The organism is Candidatus Nanopelagicales bacterium (genome assembly GCA_041393815.1).
Taxonomy (GTDB): domain Bacteria; phylum Actinomycetota; class Actinomycetes; order S36-B12; family JAWKJK01; genus JAWKJK01.
Genome location: JAWKJK010000005.1, coordinates 97,004 through 116,552 on the forward strand (window position 1 = coordinate 97,004; position 19,549 = coordinate 116,552).

Consider the following 19,549-nt stretch of genomic DNA (forward strand, 5'->3'; position numbering starts at 1 on the left):
CGGCACCACAGATGGTCCGAGCGGGGCGTAGGTCCGGCGCAGTCGCGTTCGGGTGACCGAACGCGCGCTGGTCAGTTCAGCGTGACGACCCCCGCTTGGTTGCCGTACACGTAGCCCTGGTGGGAGCTGACCCGGACCTGGTACGTCCCAGCGCGGTCCTGGGTCTGGATGACGATGCGCTCCCCGGTCCGTACGACCCGTCCGCTGCCGGCCGCGACCCCGTTGCGCGTGACGTAGATCCGCGTCCCGGGGGCCCAGTTGCCGGTGGCCACGGTGAAGCGCAGCCCCGCCGTGAACGCCGGGTCGCCGACGATCTGGAACGGGACGATGTCCAGCGAGACCGTCTCGCTGGTGGCCTGGACGGGGCCGCACGTCGACCCGCAGATCCGCACTGCGTAGTCACCGGCCTCGGCCGGGATCCAGCTCCCGCCGCCGACGGCGGTGTTGTCGAAGCGGACGTTGCCGTTGGCCTGGACCGTCGTGCTGGCCTTGGCGCTGCCGTTGAGGGTCAGGAACGCGGGGGTGCCCGCGGCGACCCCCGTCGTGGTGGCGGAGACGCCGAAGAGGCCGCCGCTGGAGATGGCCGACCCGTCGGCGGGCGAGGTGATCACCACGGTCGCCTCGCCCGTCGGCGGTGGGGTGGTCCCGCCGCCGATCGGCACCCCCAGGCCGCTGAGCCAGTTCAGGTACGCGGACAGCCGGGTGTAGACGCCGGGGGTGTCCCCGGCGCATGCCACCCCGAAGCTGACGACGCCGACCAGCCGGGCATCGGCACCGGCCCCGCTGAGCAGCGGGCCGCCCGAGTCCCCCTGGCAGGTGTCGATGACCTGCCCCGCGGCGTTCACGCCGTCGGCGCACACCATGATCGTCGGGTCGGCGTCCTGCGGCCCGAGCCCGTTGAAAGTGACGCCCGCGACGGTGTACGGCGCGCCCCCGCCGCACGAGGCGTTGGGGAAGACGACAAGGTCCGCCACCAGGAACGAGTTCGGGTAGTTCTCGCCCGTGGTGGAGGTGTTGCCCCATCCGGCCGACGCGGCCGGCGCGCCGGCCGCCAGCCGCACCGGTGCCTCGGTCGCCGACACGACCGGGACCGTCGGGATGCCGTTGAGCGGGCTGGCCAGGGTGAGGACGGCGACGTCGTTGGCGGTGGTGGTCTCGTTGTAGCCGGGGTTGACGGTCACCTTCGCGACGTTGACCACGCGGGCGCCGGGAGAGTCGAGGGCCACGGTCGATCCGACGATGAGGGTGGATGCGGCTGTCACCACGCCCTTGTCCACCAGGCAGTGCGCCGCGGTGACGACCACCGTGCTGCTGACCAGCGTGCCGCCGCAGAACTGCCCGTTCGCGAGACCGCCGGCCTTGGTCGCGAGTGCCACCAGTGAGCCGAACTCCCCCGCGGTCGGGGCCCGTCCGTTGATGACCCGGTCCTGCGGGTCGGGCTGCGCCGACACGGGGGCAGCCAGGCCGACGGAGGAGACGAGCGCCGCGGCGACGAGGGGTGTGAGCAGTCGCGTCGAACCGCGCATGGGCAGCGTCCCTCCTGGTCGTACCCGAGCGTGCTGACAGCGAGGCAACCACGGATGTCACCACGGCGGGCGCGTATCGCGAATCCCGCGTGGTTGGGCAACGACCTCGCGTGGTTCTCCCGCCGAGGAGTGCAGGAGGCTCAGCCGGCGAACGGGTGCAGTCCGGTAGCACGCACCGAGAGGTCGAACAGGCGCTCGGCCGCGTCGACGTCGATGGCCCACTCCTTGACGCCGCCGGTCATCGGGTCGGTGTGGTCGGCGGGCACGACGCCCTTGACCGAGCAGTCCTCGCAGTAGACCCCGCCGCGGTCGAGCAGCTCGGGAGCCGTGGCGGCCCACACTCCGGTGGACGCACCCTGCTCCGGCGTCTTGAACAGCGGGTTGGGGTTGCCGTCCTCGTCGATCCACTGCCGGGCCAGGAGCTCCTCGCGGGGCATGTGGCGCTGGAGCTCGGTGATGATGCCGCCGGGGTGCAGGGAGTAGGCGTGGATCCCGCGCTGAGCGGCCCGGGCGTCCAGCGCGACGGCGAACAGCACGTTGGCCGTCTTGGCCTGTCCGTAGGCGACCCACGGGTCGTACGGGGTGCTCTCGAAGTTGATGTCCTCGAAGCGCACCGGGGACCGGTAGTGCGCCATCGACGAGTAGGACACCACCCGACCCCCCTCGCGGACCAGGTCAGATATGCCGCCGACCAGCGCGAAGTGGCCGAGGTGGTTGGTCCCGAACTGGGACTCCCAGCCCTGCGGGGTGAGGGAGTACGGCGACGCCATGACACCGGCCACGTTGATCACCAGGTCGACCGGAGTGCCGTCCGAGCGCATCCCGGCGGTGAATGCGGCCACCGACTCCAGGTCGCCGAGGTCCATGGCCCGGACGGTGACCCGCGGGAGGCCGGCGAGCGCCGTCGCCGCAGCGTCCGGACGGCGCGCGGGGACGATCACGTCGGCTCCGGCTCCGATGAGGGCCTTCACCGTCTCCAGGCCGAGCCCTGAGTACCCGCCGGTAACGACGGCGGTCCGCCCGGTCAGGTCGTGCCCGGCCAGGACCTCAGCGGCGGTCGTGCGGTACCCGAACTCGGTGGCCAGGGGCTGCTGGCGGGCGATCATGTCCTCGGTGGTCGGCGTCATGACCCGAACCTACGGTCGGGACCCTTCGCCCGCATCAGCGCAACCCAGCCGACCGGGCTCACATCGGGGGCTCGCGGCTGGGATGCTGGCAGGCACCGCAGTCGAGCGGGGGGAGCGACCATGACCACCGTCCACCGCGGTCACATCTTCCACATCGCCGGCTCGCCGCTGGTCACCGCGGCCGCGGAGCACCTCGAGCAGTACGACGACGGCGCCCTCGTCGTCGACGACGACGGGATCATCCGCTGGTGCGGCTCGTGGCCGGACCTCCCCGCGGAGCATGCCGACGCGACGGTCGTCGACCACCACGACGCGTTCCTGCTGCCGGGGTTCATCGACACCCACATGCACTTCCCGCAGCTGTGGGCCGGTGATGCGTACGGCGGCGGCCAGCTGCTGGAGTGGCTGGACAACTGCATCTTCCCGACGGAGACGATGCTGGCGGACCCGGAGTTCGCCCAGCTGGCCGCGACCGAGTGGTGCGACCGCATGATCACCGCCGGCACGACGATGGGGATGGTGTTCGGCTCGGCGTTCCCGCACGCGCAGGACTCCCTCTTCCAGGCGGCGAGGGACCGCGGCCTCCGGCTGGTGTCCGGGCGCGGCATCCAGACGACCGGACCCGACTCGGCGGCCAAGCTGATCACCGGCGAGGACGAGGCCATCGAGCTGACCCGCGCGGAGATCGAGAAGTGGCACCCGAAGGGCGAGGAGGAGCGTCGGCACGCGCTGCAATTCGTCGCTGTCGTCCCGCGTTTCAGTCTGTCCGTCACCACGACGACGCTCGCGGCGCTGGGCGAGCTGTACGACGAGTACCGTTCCCGCGGCGTGTACTTCACCTCGCACCTGAACGAGAACTCGCGGCCGGGCACCGGCGAGATCGACACGGTGAAGCGGCTCTTCGGCGTGGACCACTACCTCGACACGTACGACGGGAGGTTCCTGCCCGGCTCGCGGGTGGGGGGCAAGACACTGCTGGGCCGGCGCAGCGTGATGGCGCACAGCGTGCACACCCACGACGTGGAGCTGGCCAGGATGGCCGAGACGGGGACGTCGATCGCGCACTGCCCGATCTCCCAACTCTTCCTGGGATCCGGCACGATGCCGTGGCGGCGCACCGTGGCCTCCGGTGTCACGGTGGCCATCGGCAGCGACTACGCCGCCGGTGACGAGATGTTCATCCCGATGGTCCTCAACAACGCGTTCAAGGTGCACATCTCCGAGCGGCAGCCGGTGGGGCTGGACCCGTATCCCGCCGAGGACGAGTCGCTGTCGATCCCGCCGGCGCAGCTGCTGTTCACCGGAACGCTGGCGGGGGCGCGGGCGCTCGACCTCGAGGACCGGGTGGGCAACTTCGACGTCGGCAAGGAGGCCGACTTCGTGGTGCTCGACCTCGACGCCTGGGAGATGTACGGACGCACGCTGCGGCACATGCACCTGTCCACGGACCCGGTCCGGCGCAGGACGCGCTGTTCGCCGTCATCATGCTCGCCCGGGAGAAGGCCCTGACGGGGACGTACGTGCGCGACGGAAGCTGGAGACCTCAGGCAGGTCCTGACCGGCGGGTCAGCGGACCCGGGCTGCTCGACGGGCAACGACGGTGCATCGGGTGACACGCTGCGAGGGCTGAACCACCTCGGGAACAGGAGCCTCCCATGCACGCGACCCGCACGCTCGCTCTCGCGGCCACCGCGGCCGCCCTTGCCCTCGGCATGCTCGCTCCGGCCGCCACTGCGGCGGACGGCGGAGAACCCGTTCTACGTCGCGCTCAACGGCCAGGGGAGGGCCCGCGTCGTCGTGCACCAGGCCGAGATCCCGACCTGGTTCGGCAAGGTCGACGTCGTGCAGGCCCCGCAGGCCAACGACGCGTCCACCGGGCGCATCACCCGCGTCAGCCTGTGTGACGGCGCCTCGTACGTCCCGCCGAAGATCCAGGGCACGAGCATCTTCAGCGCTGGGAAGCGGAACACCCTGGACTCGGAGATGTTCCAGTACTCCTCCGAGGCGAAGGCGGCCGCGGCGTTCGCGAAGCTCCGCGCCGACCTGTACGCACTGCCGGACCGGGTCGTACACCGGGTCCACGTTCTCCGGGCAGACCACGTACAACTACGAGCAGGCCCCGGTGGCGCTGCCGTCCCTGTACGGGGGCTCTGGTGTCGCCGTGTTCACGTCCGCGATCGGGACCGGTGACGAGCAGCAGCCGTACTGGGGCTACCAGGCCTTCCGCGTGGTCGGTCGGGCGATCCTGGCCGTCGGGTTCGTCCACGACCTGCCCGGGTCGGCGAAGGCCCCGTCCACGTCCGCGCCCATGTCGGCCACGTCCACCGTCGAGGTCCTCATCAACCGGATGGCGACGCGCTATCACAAGGCCGCCCTCCAGTCCCTGTAGGACGCGGGGCGTCGGCGGGATGGTCAGGCGGTGCGGGCCAGCGTCTCGCGCACGCCGTTCGACCGCAGTGACGTCAGGGCGTCGCTGAACGCGGCGACGAACTCGGGATCCCGCGGCAACCGTGGGCCGAAGACCGCGTCGAAGGCGAGGAACGCGCGCGGGTCCCGCAGCGACTCGGCCGCCAGCCGCATCGCGGTGTGCAGCAGCGGGTCGTCCGACACCTCGAGCGGCCGACCGTCGTCGCGGGTCCCGAGCAGGTACTGGCACCAGGCCGCCAGGGCCAGCGCGGACTGCCGGACCGGGCCGCCCCGGTCGAGCTGGGCCTCGACAGTGGGGATGAGGAACTTCGGCAGCTTCGCGCTGCCGTCGCCGCACACCCGGGCCAGGGTGTCGCGGATCTGCGGGTCGGAGAACCTCGCCACCACCCGGTCCGCGTACTCGGCCACGTCGACGCCGGCGACGGGCGGGAGCGCGGGAACCGCCTCCTCGGAGAAGAACCGGCGCAGGTAGGCCGCGAGGGCGGCGTCCGTCGCGGCCTCGTGGACGTACGTCATCCCGTCCAGCGCGGCGAGGTACGCCAGGCAGGAGTGGCCCGCGTTCAGGATGCGCAGCTTCAGCTGCTCGTACGGCGCCACGTCGTCGGTCATCAGCACGCCGACGTCCTGCCACGGCGGGCGCCCCTGCGGGAAGTCGTCCTCGATCACCCACTGGGTGAAGGTCTCCGCAACGACCGGCCAGCGGTCCGCCACGCCGTACTCGCGGGCCAGCCAGGCACGGTCCTCGTCCGTGGTCGCCGGTGTGATCCGGTCGACCATCGACGCGGGGAAGGTGACGTGGTCGGCCACCCACGCGGGCAGCTGCGGGTCGAGGTCGGCGGCCGCGCCGAGCACGGCGGCCCGTGCGAACGCGCCGTTGTGCACGACGTTGTCGCAGCTGAGGACCGCAATGCCCGGCTGGCCGCGGTCACGACGGCGCTGCAGGCCCTCGGCGACGGCGGCGAACGCCGGCGGTGCGGGCGCTCCCGGAGCTACGGCATACTCCCCCGACGCGGTGACCGGGTAGCCGCCCTCGGTCACGGTGAGGGACACGATGCGCGTCCGCGGGTCCGCGACGGCCGACGCGAGCGGATCAGGCGACGGGACCGCCAGCACGTAGCCCACGATCGAGCCGACGACGCGCACGCGGGTGTCGCGGCGGTCCCGGGTGACCAGGCAGTACAGGTGGTCCTGCGCGCGCAGCGCGTCGGCCATCGCCGAGTCGCCGGGCAGGACGCCCGCCCCGGCGATGGCCCAATCGGTGAGTCCTCGCTCCAGCAGCTCGTCCAGGTACGCGGCCTGGTGGGACCGGTGGAAGCCGCCGACGCCGATGTGCACGATCCGCGGTGCCAGCAGGGCGCGATCGTACGTGGGGACCGAGATCCGCGGGTCGAGGTCGCGCAGCCGGGCGGCGGACAGCGGCGTCGCTGCGGAGGCCATCCCGGGACCGTACGCCGGATCCGGCCAGCTGGCCCCGCGTCCGGTCAGGCCGGCGGGATGTCCTCGCCGGGCACGGCCCGCCCGAACAGGTAGCCCTGGGCGTGGATGCAGCCCATGGACAGCAGGGCGGCGGTCTGCTCCGGCTGCTCGACGCCCTCCGCGGTCACCGCGATCTCGAGTTCGGCCGCCAGTGCGAGGACGGCCGACACCAGCTTGCGGTCACGGTCGCTGGTGGTCACGCGGGCGACGAAGCTGCGGTCGATCTTCAGGACGCTGACCGGGTAGTCCATCAGGTAGGTGAGGGACCCGTAGCCGGTGCCGAAGTCGTCGATCGCGATCGGGATGCCGCGGTCCCGGATGCCGTCGAGGTTGTCCCGCACCGTGGTCGAACTGTCCAGCGCGGAGGTCTCGGTGATCTCCAGGCACAGCAGCGACGGGTCGAGCGCGTGGGTCGCGAGGATACGGTCGAGGGTGTCCAGCAGGTCCGGCTCGGCCAGCTGGAGCGGGGCCAGGTTGACCCGGACGAGGAGCGGCCGTCCCGCCGCCTGCCACCGGGCGCCCTGCCGGACCGCCTGGTTCAGGATCTCGGTGCCGATGGGCAGGATCAGGCCGGTGTCCTCGGCCAGCCCGATGAACTCGCCGGCCTCGTGCACGACGCCGTCGGCGGTGATCCACCGGGCCAGGGCCTCGACCGCCCGCAGACTGCCGTCGCGCAGGTCGCGCTCGGGCTGGTACCACGCGTGGAACTCCCCGGCCTCCAGGCCGCGACGCAGGGCGGCGTCCAGCTCGAGCCGGCCCTGCACCTCAGCCCGCATCGCATCGGTGAAGACGGCCACCCGGTCCCGACCCTCGCGCTTGGCCGCGTACATCGCCGTGTCGGCCTCGCGCACCAGGTCGTCGCCGGTGGCGTCGCCCTCGGCACCGGGGCGCAGGGTCACCCCGACCGAGACGGTGGCGTACAGGTCCACCTCGTAGACGCGCAGCGGCTCGCGGAACAGGGTCACCAGCCGCTCCGCCAGCGCGACCGGCTCGGAGCCGTCCGCGACGTGCGGCATCAGCACGACGATCTCGTCCCCGCCGTGGCGCGCGACCAGGTCACCCGACCGCACCGCCGCCGTCACCCGACGGGCCGCCTCGACCAGCAGGGCATCGCCCACGGCATGGCCGAGGGAGTCGTTGATGGTCTTGAAGTGGTCGACGTCCAGTAGGAGCAGCCCCACCAGGTGGCCGCCCACCGCCGCCTCGGCGAGCGGATGGTCGGCCCGGGAGGTCAGCAGGGCCCGGTTGCCCAGGCCGGTGAGCGGGTCGTGGGTGGCCGCGTGGACCAGCCGCTCCTCCGCGTGCTTGCGCTCGGTGATGTCGACCAGGCTGCCGACGAACCCGGGACGACCGTCGTCCACGTCGGTGGTCGGGCGTGCGGTCCAGCTGACCCAGGTGTGGGTCCCGTCCGGCCTGCGGTAGCGCATCTCACCCCGGTGCGCCCCGTCCGGGCCGACCGCGGCGGCGTTCTCCACGACCCGGCGGAGGTCGTCGGGGTGGATGAACTCCATCGACTGGTGACCGATCAGGTCCTCCGGCCGCCAGCCCAGGACCGCGGTGACCGACTCGGACACCCACCGGTAGACGCCGTCGGCGGACGTGGCCTGGACCACGTCGGAGGCGTTCTCGGCCAGCAGGCGGTAGCGGTGCTCGGACTCGCGCAGCGCCTGGACCGCCTGCATCTCCTCGTGGATGTCGCGGCAGGCGGACAGCCGTCCGATGACGTCGCCGGCGTCGTCGCGCACCGGGCCGGTATGGATCTCCAGCCAGCGCCAGCCGCCGTCGGCGCACCGGAAGCGGGCCCGGTAGGTCGCCGTCTCCCCGGCGTTGACCTGCTGCACGGTGGGGCGGAGTGCCTCCCGGTCCTCCTCGAGCACGAGCGCGGCGACGGGCTGCCCGACCAGGTCGGTCGGCTGCCAGCCGAGCACCTCCTGGACCGAGGGGGACACCCACAGGATGCGCGGCTCGAGGTCCGAGCGCATCAGGATGTCGGTGGCCGCCTCGGCGAGCAGGCGGTACTCCCGCCGCGACTCGGCCAGGTCCCGCTCGGCCAGGACCCGCCGGGTGACGTCGTGGGCGCTCACCAGGACGCAGCCCTGGAACGGCACCGCCGTCAGTGCGAACGCGCCCTCCACCCCGTTCTCGTCGAACCAGGGCACGTCGAACTCGACCAGGCGCCCTTCGCGCAGCACCCGCAGGTACTGGTCCACGATGCCCAGCGGGGCCGCCGAGGGGAACAGTTCCAACTGGCCGTGGCCGACCACGTCGGCCCGCTCCATGCCGTACAGCGCGAGGCCGGCGTCGTTGACGTACTCGTACGTGAGGTCCACGAAGGCGCCCGCGGCGTCGTACCGGGGACGGAACACGAACACCGGCTCGGGCAGCGCCAGCAGGGCCGCGGCCGTCGCCGTGGTCCCGAGTGCGTCAGACCCCCCGCTGCCCGACGTCGCCACGTCAGTCACGGCGATAGCCTGCCCGGCCGCCGTGGGGGTGTCTCGTGGTTCGCGCGACCTGCCCTGGTGCGGACGTGAGACGACCGGGTGGTATCCGGGTCGATCGGGGCGCGGTCACGACCCGTCGGCTCACGTCTGGAGTGTGTCCCCCGCGTCGTCGGCGCGGGCGTCCTCGCCCCGCCGTGCCCGCGTGGCCTGCTCGGCGAGGCTTCGCTCGTGCTGACTGGCGGACATCCGCCCGACGATCAGCGCGACGACGGTGACCAGGAACAACTGGCCGACCAGGGCCTCCGACGTTGCCAGCAGGCGCGCCAGGTTCCCGACCGGCTCGGGGTCGCCGTACCCGACGGTGGTGACGGTCGTGAGGCTGAAGAACATGAAGGTCGGCGACGACTCGTGCTGCCCGAACATCGACCCGGGCTGTACCGCGTTGAGCACGCGGTACGCGTAGAAGTAGGTCAGCGGGATGAACAGGTACGCGGTGACGGCGCCGAGCAGGGTGGCCTTCGTGACGCGCACGTGCCGGGCCAGGCGCCGCACGATCACGGAGAACGCGGCCAGGCTGAACAGCAGGTTGCCGACAGGCGGCGCGGCCCAGGCACGTTCGACTGCGAGGGCGGACAGCACGAGCAGCGTCTGCAGGACGGCGAAGAGACCCATCATCACCATGAGGATCACCAGTCGCCGGTGGGCGAGGCCGGAGGCGGCGAACGCCAGCAGCAGGGTGATCAGGCCCAGGTACCCGGCACCGAGCTCCAGCACTTCTTCGGCAGTGTCGCCGAAGCGCGCACCGGGGTCGAGCAGGCTCAGGCACGCGACGGTCAGCGCGGTCAGCGTGAGCAGCCAGCCGAAGTGGTCGAGGTAGCGGGACCGGTCGTCGAAGAGGGGGGTCCGGAACAGCATGCCGCGCGCACCCGACCCGGAGTCGGCCGGCAGCTTCCCGGTCGCCGGCGTGGCCCCGTCGGCGACCCTCGCGGGCTCGTCCTGCTTCGCCACGGTCCTACTCTGCCCGGCAGCGCCGCCGGTTGCCGGTCAGTCGGCCTCGCGCGCGCCCCCGTCACTCGCCGAGCGACGGCGCCCGTCCGGCGCCTACGGTCGGGTTGGGCCGCGGTGGCTCTGGCGAGCAGCCGCCGGGTCGGCAGGGCGTGCGGCTACGGCGAGGGGAGTCGTCATGCGTGGAGTTCGTCTGGTGGCCGTGGCCGCCGTGGCCGCGATCGGGGTGGGCCTGGCGCCGGCAGCCGCGTCCGCTGACCCGTTCACCATGGTGTCCGCCAACGATCTCAAGAACGGCAACGCGCCCCTGCAGGTCGGCGAGGCGTACGGCATCTGGACCTGCTTGAGCAAGGACTACGACATCACCCTGTACGTCCTCGACGCCGGAGGCACCTGGCGGGCCGTGTCCACCGACAGGCGGATGAGCCGCGACCCCAACTACTGCCCGAAGTCGCAGTACCCGTACATGTCGAACAACGCGTGGACGGTCACCATCTACGGGTCCCAGGGCACCGGGGTGAAGACGGACGTCGTCGCGTTCGCGTTGGGGTGGAACCGCGTGGCGCCGACGGCCTCGTACGCGCTGGCCCGTATCGGCCCGGCGCAGTACACGTACCGGCCGACGTGGTCCCAGCTCACCTCCGGCTACGTGCCGCTGTCCCCGACCGCGTCCTACGCGATGAACTACCCGGGCTGCTCGATCAACGGCGGCAACACGAACCTGTACGCGGCCGACGGCGACGGCACGTGGCGGACCCTCGCGACGTACTGCCTGGACGGGTGGCGGTTGCCGTCCAACGGGTCGTGGACCGTCGGCGCGCAGGCCGGCGTCGTCCTCCTCGCCGCTGGCAAGGCCGCGCCGCTGTACTCCTACGGACTGGCGCGAGTCGGGTAGCCGGCTCGCACCCGAGCCTGGCGGGCGGCGCTGCGCTACGACGTGGTCAGCGCACCGAGGAACTGCGTCCAGCGGTCGCGGTCGACGAAGCCGTAGTGCCCGGCGCCGGTCCACACGGTCGCGGACGCCTGCGGCAGCTGGTCGGCGACGTGCTGCGGCATCTCGGGCTGCACGATGTCGTCGGCGTCGCCGTAGAACACGTGGAAGGGCTGCGCGACCTGGGCGATGTCGAAGCCCCACTCCCACAGCGCCATCGTCATCTCGTAGACGCCTTCCTCGTCCTGCGCCATGCCCGCGGTGAAGTTGGCGGCGAACATGGCGCGCTGCTCCGGGGAGGTGAGGAAGGTGTCGGCGTCGGACGGGTCCTCGTGCGCCATCTCCTCGACGAACCCGTCGACGTCCTTGCGGGCCTTGCGTACGTCGGCCCGGTAGGCCCAGCGGATCAGGTGGTGGAACCGGTGCAGCCGGACGACCAGCTTGAGGTCACGCATCGCCAGCATGCGGTCGAAGCCGTCGCGGTCCAGCGGCCCGACCGGGGATGCCAGCACGCCGCGGGTGACCCGGTCGGGGAGGTGGTGGGCGATCGCCAGGGCGTGCGGGCCGCCGCCGGAGTGACCCGCCACGGCGAACGTGTCCAGTCCGAGGGCGTCGGCGAGCTGCTCCATGTCCGCACCCCAGTCGACCATCCGGCGGCCGGGCTGAGGCGTCGACTCCCCGACGCCGGGCTGGTCGGCCGCGATGACGCGGACGCCGAGGCTCGCGGTGAGCTCCTCGTCGGGGTTGCGGATCAGGCGTGAGTCGGACAGCCCGTGGTTGAAGATGACCGGCTGCCCGTCGGGATCCCCGTAGTCGTCGTAGGACAGGGTTCGCCCGTCCGTCAGGGTGATGGTCCCCGTCGGCGTCGCCAGGGTCGGCGTGGTCGGGGTCGGCGTGGTCGGGGTCGGCGTGGTCGTCATGGCGTCCCTCCTCGACGTCTGCCGACCATCTCAGCAGGGTGCGCGTGCGGTCACGGCGGATTGGCCGAAGCTGCTGGGTCGAGCTGATGGGTCGAAGCTGATGGGTCCCACTGTCACCCGCGACCCGACCACCCGTCCGGTTGGTCCCTCGCGGCGGCGGTCAGGCTGCGAGCACGCGGGCCGTCCAGCGTTCGAGCGGGCTGTCGCCAGGTGCAGGGACGGTATGCGCGGTAGGCGCGTGGTGGTGCGGATCGAGGTCGTCGCCGGCGTTCGCGGGTAGTCCCGGGCCCCCGTCCGCTTCGGTGCTTGTGTCGGCCACGATCGGAACGGCCGGCATCGGCGGGGGCCCGGTGTCCCAGATCGGGTCCGGCGGTGTGGGGTAGGTGTGTCCGGTGGGGCTGGTCCACCTGATCCTTCCGCTGCCGGGGTCGGGGGTCGCGTCCCAGGTGGTGTGGGTCTTGATCCGGTGATGTCGCCGGCAGGCCGGATGCAGGTTGCCCGCCGTGGTGTTCGCGCCGTCGTAGGTGGCCGCGTGGTCGAGGTCGGTGTGCACCGAGGGGATGGTGCAGCCGGGGAAGGTGCAGGTGGTGTCGCGGGCGGTGACCAGTTCGCGCAGCCGGTCGGTGGGCCGGTAGCGGGTGGCGCCGGTGCCGAGCAGGCGGCCGTGGTCGGTGAGGAACGCCCGCCAGGTGTCGGCGGTGGCTGCGAGTTCGCGGGCCAGGGGTGCGGGGACCCAGCCGTGGCCGGGGACCCAGCCGGGGTTGTCGGCCAGCCCGAGCAGGGTGGCGGCGTCGACGATGACGACCGCGGACGACCACGACCGTCCCCGCCCGCCGCTGCCACCCGTGCCAGCGCCAGCGCCCGTGCTCGCTCCAGCGTCCGCACCAGCACCCGCGTTCGCCCCTGTGCCGCCGGCGGTGTCCCTGCCTGAGGTCCCGCTGCCTGAGGTGCAGGTGCCGTTGCCTGAGGTCCCGCTGCCCGTGGTCCCGGTGGCCGCGGTCGCGGCGCTGCTGCCGTGGGCGGCCATGCCGGTGGCAGAGCCGGTGGTGAGCGGGGCGTCGTCGCTGTCGTGGCCCAGGGTCCGCATGAGCAGGCGGGCGGCCTCGATGACGGCGTCGGCGCGCAGGGCTTCCAGGGTGGTGTCGGGGTGGTGCGGGCAGCCGAGCTGGTGGGTCCGGTCCGCTGCCGGGTCGGTCGCGGTGTCGCTGCAAAGGACACCGGTCCCCGACCCGCCGGGCTGGCGGCGGTGGCCCCGCAGCGCCGCAAGGGTGCCGACCAGACCGGCAGACCCGGCACGTCCGGCCGGACCCGTGCCCGCGCCAGAGCCGACGGTGCCTGCGCTCGCTCCAGCCATGGCGGTGTCCTCGCTGCGGGGGCAGGTGCAGGGGCCGAGCAGGGCGGTCAGGTCCGCGGTCGGGTCCTTCAGGGTGGCTTGCCGGTTCCGGGCCCAGGTGTCGAACTGCCGCCACGCCCATGACGCCATCGGCTGGGAGGCCTCCAGGGTGATCTTGGCGCGGAAGTCCGGCAGCGGGCTGATCCGCAGCGACCGTTCCCGCTTCCGCTTCGTCGCCCGCTCCGCGGCGGCGGCGGCGTCGATGCGCAGGATGGTGCGGCGGATGCGGTGCCGCAGCCGGCCCGGGGTCTCCTCCGCGTACCGCGACGCGACCCCGCCCGCGTCCGGCAGGGTGTCGGCCACGACGACCTGCACGACCTTCTCGGTCAGGCCCGGGGACAGCTCGGCGGTCTCGGACACCACCGCGGACAGGTGCCCGTACCCCCACGCACCGCACTCCAGCAGTCCCGCGACCGGCGCGCCGGGACCTGCGAGGAAGCGGGCGGTGGTGATCCGGTCCGAGGCGGCGGTCGTGGACAGCCGGCAGGCGGCGGCGACCTCGGCGTGCCGGGCCTCCTCCACGCACTCGAACGGACCGACGTCCACCAGGCCCGCCTCGTCCGGGTCGGGATCCCGCGCCGGCTCCGGCTCGACCACGGGGAGGATCGCGGCGTACGACCGGGCGGTCACCCACGCGGCCTGCGCCTGCCACGCGGTCAGGAACGCCACCCGGTCATGCCCGCACAGCGCCTCGGGGTCGACCTGCTCCAGCAGCCCGATCGCCACCGGCCCCGGGCCCACCGTCACCGCCTGCGCGAGCAGGGCGGCGTCCCACGCGCGGGAGGTCCGCGAACCGGGAACCACGAGATCGAACATGTGTACGAGTCTAGCGTCAGGGTCCGACACCGCGCAAGACCCCGTGCACACCAAATCCATTACGCCGCAGACGAAATCATGCGGTCGAGCTTCCTGTGACGTCCCTGCAGGAAGGGGACCGCGGTGACGCCGAGGCCAGTCCAGGTGGGGTGGGAGGGGACCGAGCGCTGCGAATCAAGAACTCTCGACCGCTGGGCGGCGACCGCCCCGACCGGGGAGGGCCCGCGTCAGCTGAGTCCGACCGATCTGGCCCAGCAGGACCGCCCGGGCCCAGCAGGACCGCCCGGGCCCAGCTGGACCTCCCGGGCCGAGCTGGACCTCCCGGGCCGAGCCTCGCCCCCCGTCGCGCCCGTCGCCCCCGACGCCACTGGTGGCACGGCTGACCGCCGCGACGGCGCACGGACGTGGCCAGCGGTTCCACCAGTGAGCCTGGGCGGGGACGCCGTCAGCCCGGTGTCAACCTCGTCCGAGCGTCCCCGGCGTCACCTCAGCCCCGCGTCAGGCTCAGCCGAGCATCACCGATGCCGTCGTCCCGGCCGGCCCGAACAGCAGCAGCAGGCCTCCGGTGGGCACCGCGACCCCGTCCGCAGAGCCCGATCCCGCGGCCAGCCGCTCGTAGTCCGCCGAGTACACCGCCCAGTCGCTCACGCCGCTCACCGACACCGTCCCGGCGCCCGGCACCGACCGCCACTCGGCATAGCCCGTGTCACCGAACGGGACCGCGTTGGCGCCCGCCACCAGCACCGGAACCCCGTCGACCGGGCGCATGACGGACCCGCCCTGACGCAGCCACTCCTGGCCACCGACGCGGAGCACCTCGAGATCGTTGAGGTCGCGGCCGTTGGCGTTGGGCACCACCAGGAACATCGGAGCGAGGTCGTCGCTGTAGTCCGCGTCGACCGGCACGCCGTTGAGCACCAGGTAGCCGGGCAGGTCGGGGATCGCTTCAAGCCGACTTGCCGGCGCGTTCCACGCCATCGAGCTCGGGATGTCGGAGACGAGCAGCCACTCGTGGCCCGCGCGGGCCTGCCAGGCCGCCGACGGCTCGGCCGAGGGCGCCACCCGCTCCCCCGTGACCGCATCGATGCGGTAGTGCCCGTACCCGAACGGAATGCTCACCACGAGATAGGACCGGTCCCAGCCGTACACCACCCGAACGGAGGAGGCCGGATCGGCGGTGGACCAGAACCGTCCGTCACGGCGCAGGGTGTACTTCGTCGGGTTCGCGACCCACTCGCCGTCCGTCGGGCGGGCCAGCGAGATGCTGCGGTCCGAGTTCACGACCACCCGGATCGTGGAGCCCTGCCCGAGGTAGATCCCGCTCACCGCGCGCAGCTGCGCGTCGGTGGGGCGCACCGCCTTCACCGTCGCGACACCGACCTTGCGCGGCAGGGCGCGCAACGTCCCGCGGTCAACCAGCGCGTTCAGCAGGATCGTCTCCCCGAGCGCCTCCGCGGCGGTGGAGCTGAACGTCGTGCCCGCACCGAGCACCGTGACCGCCAGCCGCTCGCCCGGGGCCACCGTGAACCCGGCGTGGTAGTCACCGGTGTCTCCGCCCTTGACCCAACCGGTCACGCCCACCTTCGCCAGCCCCAGCTCCGCCACGGTGTCCCAGCCCAGGCCGTAGACCATCCAGCGCGCGACGCTCGGGTCGAGGGTGGACTTGATCTGGTCGGTGCCCATCTCGGCCACGGACGCGGCGGACAGGATCCGGCGGCCCTGGAAGGTGCCCCCATTGATGAACATCGTGGCCAGCCGGCTCATGTCGCTGGGCGTCGAGTACGCACCGCCGGACGCGTAGATGTTGGTGACCTCCAGCGGCGCCGGGCCGTCATCGCCCAGCACCGGCGCGAACGCGTCCGCCGGCGGCAGCGATGTCACGAACCCGCTGTGCTGCATGCCCAACGGGGCGAAGATCGAGTCGTGCACGTACTGCGTGTACGGCTTCCCGCTCACCCGCGACACCACGATCCCCGCCAGGGTGAAGCAGTCGTTGCAGTACACGCTCATCGACCCCGGCGTCGTCTTCAGGCGCGCCGTCCGCAGCACCCGCAGCACCTGGTCCTCGTACCCGGCGTACGGCTGCGTGCTCATGCCGTTGGAGTAGTCCGTGCCGGGCAGTCCCGCGGTGTGGTTGAGCAGCATCCGTACGGTGATCTGCCGGTACGCCGGATCCGCCATCCGGAAGTCGGTGATGTACCGCGTCACCGGCGCGTCGAGCACCACGCGCCCGGCGTCGACGAGCTGCATCACCGACGCCGTCGCGAGCATCTTGCTCACCGAGCCGATCCCGTAGACGGTGTCGAGGGTGGGCGCGGTACCGGCCGTGTTCACGGCCCCGAACGTCTCCCGCCACACGATCCGCGCCCCATCGGCGAGCGCGAGCGAGATGGACGACGCACCCGTCCCTTCCAGCGTCGCCTGTGCCGCGGCCCGACCTGCTGCGATCGTCCTCGCGTACGAGACGGTCGATGTCGCCGCGGACGCGCTGGCGGCAGGCGCGGGAGCCACCGCTGGCGCGGCGACGGCCACCGCAGGCGCCAGCGTCACCACCATCGCGGCGCAGGCGACGAGGCCGAGGGGGGCGGACGAGCGGGGACGACCAGGACGGGCGGGGCGAGCGGACACGGGGACCTCCCGGGTGGATGTGCCGATCCCAGGTTTCTCTGCCACGGGTCGCCGGGTCAGGGCCGATGGCGCACGGGGCACGGGGGCCTCGGACCGGCCCGTGGCGCCGTTCGGAGGAGGTGCTCCTAGTCGGGGCCGCCACCTTCCGTGAGATACGTAATGTCTTACCCATCGGGACCTTGGACCCTGGCCGCTGCGCTCCACTACGTAAGACATTACGTACATGACGGATCGTCCGGTCGAGGCGGAGCTGTTCGGTTCCCTGTTCGTCCTGGCCCAGCACCTCACCCGCCGCGCCGACGCCGCGATCGCGCCGCTGGGGCTGACCAGCCGGCAGTGGTTGCTGCTGGCCGTCCTCGATGCCCGTTTCTCCGACGGCCCGGCAACCCTGTCCGGGGCCGCCGCCGCGTATGGCTCGTCCCGGCAGAACGTGAAGCAGATCGCACTGCAGCTCGAACGCGGTGGCTGGCTGCGGCTGCTCCCCGACCCCGACGACGGTCGCGTCACCCGACTGGCCCTCACCGACCGGGTCGAGGAGTTCCGCGACCCGGCGCGCGTCGCCGCGGACCTGGCGTTCCTGGACGACCTGTTCGGCGCCCTGACCGACCGTCAGCGCCGCACCCTGCTCACCCTCGTCACCCGCTGCATCGAGCACCTGGAGGAGAACGCGTCATGAGGACCGTCCTGCGCTGGACCGTCGCCGTGGTCGCCGTGCTGCACGGCCTGGTCCACCTGGTCGGACTGGACCGGCCGGACGCGGTCGCCTGGGTGCTCGCCAGCGTGCTGATGGTCGCCACCGGTGTGCTGCTGGCCGCCCGCGTGCGCACCTGGTGGCTCGTCGGTGCTGTCGCCGTCGTGCTGTCCCAGTACCTGGTCGTGACCGCATGGCCCGAGGCCGCCGCGGGCACCGTCGCCAACGCGCTGGTCGCCGTCGCAGTCGCATACGGGCTCGCCGCCGACGGCCCATGGAGTCTGCCGGCCGAGTACCGGCGCCGCGCCCGCGCCGCCCTCCGCGGAGCCGACGCGCCAGCCGCAACGGAGCGCCTGGTCACCGAGGCCGACCTCGCCGCGCTCCCCATCCCCGTCGCCGGCTACCTCCGCGCGACCGGCACCGTCGGGCGCCCCCGGGTCCGAGGTTTCCGCGCCACCATCCACGGCCGCATCCGCGCCACCGCCGACGAACTCTGGATGCCCTGGACCGGCGAGCAGGTCGACACCTTCGGCGAGCACCCGCACCGGTACTTCCGGATGGACGCGACCATGCGCGGGCTCCCCGTCGCCGTGCTGCACACGTATGCCGATGGCGCGGCCCGGATGCGCGTGCGCGCTGCCGGAGTCGTCCCGGTTGTCGACCAGGGCGGTGACATTCTGCTCGCCGCGGAGACCGTGACCGTGCTCAACGACCTGTGCGTGCTCGCCCCGGCCGCCATCCTCGACGCGCCCATCACCTGGTCCGACGTCCGCGACCGCAGCGTGGTGGCCAGGTACGCCACTGCCGACGCGACCGTGTCCGCGACCCTGGTCTTCGACGACCAGCACCGGCTCGTCGACTTCGTCTCGGAGGACCGCTACCGCGACCGGGCCGATCACTCCGGCTTCGACCGGGTCCGGTGGTCAACCCCCCTCGCCGACTACGCCGAGTTCGGCGGGCGCCGACTGAGCACCCGCGGCGCCGGCCGCTGGCACCCCGACGGCTCAGAGCCGCCGTACGACTACCTCGAGTTCCACGTGGACGACATCGCGTACGTCCCTGCGGGAGCGCAGGAACCGGCCGTCGCGGACCCCATGGCTGCCAGGATCGGCGCGTGACCCTGTTGGTGCTGGACGCCGCCGCCGTTCGCTCGGGCATCACCCCCGCCGCCGCGTACGCCGCGCTGCAGCAGCGGCTGCGCGCCGACCCCCCGCGCCCGGACCGTCCACTGCGCGCGCGGTACGACCTCGACGGCGGGTTGCTGCTGGTGATGCCGGACCAGTCGGCGACGTACGCGGGCGTCAAGCTCGTCACCGTCTCCCCCGACAACCCGGCCCGTGGGCTGCCGACCGTCCAGGGCACGTACGTCCTGATGGACGCTGCCACGCTGGAGCCGCTCGCCGTCCTCGACGCCGCCGAGCTCACGCTGGTGCGCACGGCCGCGGTGTCGATGCTCGCGGTTCGCGCGCTGGCACCGCCCGAGGACCCGGACGTCGTCGTCATCGGGTCCGGGCCGCAGGCGGTCGCCCACGCACTGGCCGCCCGCGCCCTGCTCGGTCCCGCCGAGGTGCGGCTCGTCGCCCGCACCGCCGCGTCCGCGGACCGGGCCCGCGCACTGGCGGCGGCGCGGGGCCTGGCCGACCTGCGCGTCGACGTCGGCGGCTCGCCGGCCGGCGCGGACGTGGTGCTGTGCTGCACGTCCAGCCACGTGCCGGTGCTGGCCTCCGCCGACGTCCCCGACCGCGCCGTTGTCGTCGCGATGGGTGCGCACACGCCTGACGCCCGGGAGGTCGGCACGGACCTGGTCGACCGGTCGTACGTCGCGGTCGAGTCCCGCGCCGCCGCCGCGGCGGAGTCCGGTGACGTCCGGCTGGCCGCGGCCGAGCTGGGTCGCGAGGTGGTGGCCGCGGAGCTCGGCGAGGTGGTCCGCGGCGAGGCCGCGGTCCCCCCGGACCGGCCTCGGCTGTTCGTGTCCCTCGGCGAGGCCTGGGAGGACCTGGCGGTCGCCTCCGTCCTCGCCCCGGGCTGACCCTTCGGGGGACAGGGCCCGGTCCGCGAGGCGCCGCCCGCCGGGGCCGTCGTCCACAGCCCACAGGCTTCGGCCCACCCCGTCCACAGCCGGCCGCGCCGGTGCGGCGCGCGGTCGGACCGGCTGCGTACGGTGGCCG

15 protein-coding genes are annotated in these 19,549 nt (G+C 72.9%); 7 read left to right on the plus strand and 8 right to left on the minus strand.

Annotated elements, in window-relative coordinates; translation table 11 throughout:
- Positions 1 to 71: 71 nt before the first annotated feature.
- Entirely contained in the window at positions 72 to 1,526 is a 1,455-nt protein-coding gene (locus R2737_14495) for a serine protease (GenBank protein ID MEZ5117466.1), read from the minus strand.
- Positions 1,527 to 1,666: 140 nt separating this feature from the next.
- Entirely contained in the window at positions 1,667 to 2,653 is a 987-nt protein-coding gene (locus R2737_14500) for an oxidoreductase (protein MEZ5117467.1), read from the minus strand.
- Positions 2,654 to 2,773: 120 nt separating this feature from the next.
- On the opposite strand from R2737_14500, the gene R2737_14505 reads away from it, so the two are divergent.
- From R2737_14505 to R2737_14515, 3 genes are all read left to right on the plus strand, one after another.
- Positions 2,774 to 4,162: an amidohydrolase family protein gene (locus tag R2737_14505; GenBank protein ID MEZ5117468.1), complete on the plus strand. Its 1,389-nt coding sequence runs from the start codon at positions 2,774 to 2,776 to the stop codon at positions 4,160 to 4,162.
- A gap of 192 nt (positions 4,163 to 4,354) precedes the next feature.
- Entirely contained in the window at positions 4,355 to 4,843 is a 489-nt protein-coding gene (locus R2737_14510; GenBank protein ID MEZ5117469.1) for a hypothetical protein, read from the plus strand.
- On the plus strand, positions 4,815 to 5,042 hold the full coding sequence (locus R2737_14515) for a hypothetical protein (GenBank protein MEZ5117470.1): 228 nt from the start codon (positions 4,815 to 4,817) through the stop codon (positions 5,040 to 5,042). The genes R2737_14510 and R2737_14515 overlap by 29 nt, the downstream gene beginning before the upstream one ends.
- 23 nt (positions 5,043 to 5,065) lie before the next feature.
- Here R2737_14515 and R2737_14520 read toward each other — a convergent pair whose 3' ends face one another.
- From R2737_14520 to R2737_14530, 3 genes are all read right to left on the minus strand, one after another.
- Complete coding sequence (locus R2737_14520; GenBank protein MEZ5117471.1) at positions 5,066 to 6,517, minus strand: mannitol dehydrogenase family protein; 1,452 nt, start codon at positions 6,515 to 6,517, stop codon at positions 5,066 to 5,068.
- A gap of 44 nt (positions 6,518 to 6,561) precedes the next feature.
- Positions 6,562 to 9,018 carry an EAL domain-containing protein gene (locus tag R2737_14525; GenBank protein ID MEZ5117472.1) on the minus strand — a complete coding sequence of 819 codons (2,457 nt, stop codon included), beginning with the start codon at positions 9,016 to 9,018 and terminating at the stop codon, positions 6,562 to 6,564.
- 120 nt (positions 9,019 to 9,138) lie between these two features.
- A complete protein-coding gene (locus R2737_14530; GenBank protein MEZ5117473.1) occupies positions 9,139 to 10,005 on the minus strand; it encodes an ion channel in 867 nt (288 codons plus the stop codon).
- Positions 10,006 to 10,180: 175 nt separating this feature from the next.
- Here R2737_14530 and R2737_14535 point away from each other — a divergent pair, with 175 nt between their 5' ends.
- Positions 10,181 to 10,897: a hypothetical protein gene (locus R2737_14535; GenBank protein ID MEZ5117474.1), complete on the plus strand. Its 717-nt coding sequence runs from the start codon at positions 10,181 to 10,183 to the stop codon at positions 10,895 to 10,897.
- Positions 10,898 to 10,932: 35 nt separating this feature from the next.
- Here R2737_14535 and R2737_14540 read toward each other — a convergent pair whose 3' ends face one another.
- From R2737_14540 to R2737_14550, 3 genes are all read right to left on the minus strand, one after another.
- A complete protein-coding gene (locus R2737_14540; protein ID MEZ5117475.1) occupies positions 10,933 to 11,853 on the minus strand; it encodes an alpha/beta hydrolase in 921 nt (306 codons plus the stop codon).
- Positions 11,854 to 12,013: 160 nt separating this feature from the next.
- Positions 12,014 to 14,062, minus strand: a complete 2,049-nt coding sequence (locus R2737_14545; protein MEZ5117476.1) for a DUF222 domain-containing protein — start codon at positions 14,060 to 14,062, stop codon at positions 12,014 to 12,016.
- A gap of 504 nt (positions 14,063 to 14,566) precedes the next feature.
- Entirely contained in the window at positions 14,567 to 16,618 is a 2,052-nt protein-coding gene (locus R2737_14550; GenBank protein ID MEZ5117477.1) for a serine hydrolase domain-containing protein, read from the minus strand.
- A 295-nt stretch (positions 16,619 to 16,913) separates the two neighbouring features.
- Between R2737_14550 and R2737_14555 the strand changes: the two genes are divergently transcribed.
- From R2737_14555 to R2737_14565, 3 genes are read left to right on the plus strand one after another with little or no spacing between them, the layout of a single operon-like run.
- Complete coding sequence (locus tag R2737_14555; GenBank protein MEZ5117478.1) at positions 16,914 to 17,366, plus strand: MarR family transcriptional regulator; 453 nt, start codon at positions 16,914 to 16,916, stop codon at positions 17,364 to 17,366.
- Positions 17,363 to 18,499: a DUF6544 family protein gene (locus tag R2737_14560; protein ID MEZ5117479.1), complete on the plus strand. Its 1,137-nt coding sequence runs from the start codon at positions 17,363 to 17,365 to the stop codon at positions 18,497 to 18,499. Before R2737_14555 ends, R2737_14560 begins: the two co-directional genes overlap by 4 nt.
- Complete coding sequence (locus tag R2737_14565; protein ID MEZ5117480.1) at positions 18,496 to 19,410, plus strand: hypothetical protein; 915 nt, start codon at positions 18,496 to 18,498, stop codon at positions 19,408 to 19,410. Before R2737_14560 ends, R2737_14565 begins: the two co-directional genes overlap by 4 nt.
- The last annotated feature ends 139 nt before the right edge of the window (positions 19,411 to 19,549 follow it).

Excerpts from the sequence above, each read along its gene's own strand:
- R2737_14495 (MEZ5117466.1), bottom strand. The coding sequence starts at position 1,526 with ATGCGCGGTTCGACGCGACTGCTCACACCCCTCGTCGCCGCGGCGCTC.
- R2737_14500 (MEZ5117467.1), bottom strand. The coding sequence starts at position 2,653 with ATGACGCCGACCACCGAGGACATGATCGCCCGCCAGCAGCCCCTGGCC.
- R2737_14505 (MEZ5117468.1), top strand. The coding sequence starts at position 2,774 with ATGACCACCGTCCACCGCGGTCACATCTTCCACATCGCCGGCTCGCCG.
- R2737_14520 (MEZ5117471.1), bottom strand. The coding sequence starts at position 6,517 with ATGGCCTCCGCAGCGACGCCGCTGTCCGCCGCCCGGCTGCGCGACCTC.
- R2737_14535 (MEZ5117474.1), top strand. The coding sequence starts at position 10,181 with ATGCGTGGAGTTCGTCTGGTGGCCGTGGCCGCCGTGGCCGCGATCGGG.
- R2737_14540 (MEZ5117475.1), bottom strand. The coding sequence starts at position 11,853 with ATGACGACCACGCCGACCCCGACCACGCCGACCCCGACCACGCCGACC.
- R2737_14545 (MEZ5117476.1), bottom strand. The coding sequence starts at position 14,062 with ATGTTCGATCTCGTGGTTCCCGGTTCGCGGACCTCCCGCGCGTGGGAC.
- R2737_14550 (MEZ5117477.1), bottom strand. The coding sequence starts at position 16,618 with ATGGTGGTGACGCTGGCGCCTGCGGTGGCCGTCGCCGCGCCAGCGGTG.
- R2737_14555 (MEZ5117478.1), top strand. The coding sequence starts at position 16,914 with ATGACGGATCGTCCGGTCGAGGCGGAGCTGTTCGGTTCCCTGTTCGTC.
- R2737_14560 (MEZ5117479.1), top strand. The coding sequence starts at position 17,363 with ATGAGGACCGTCCTGCGCTGGACCGTCGCCGTGGTCGCCGTGCTGCAC.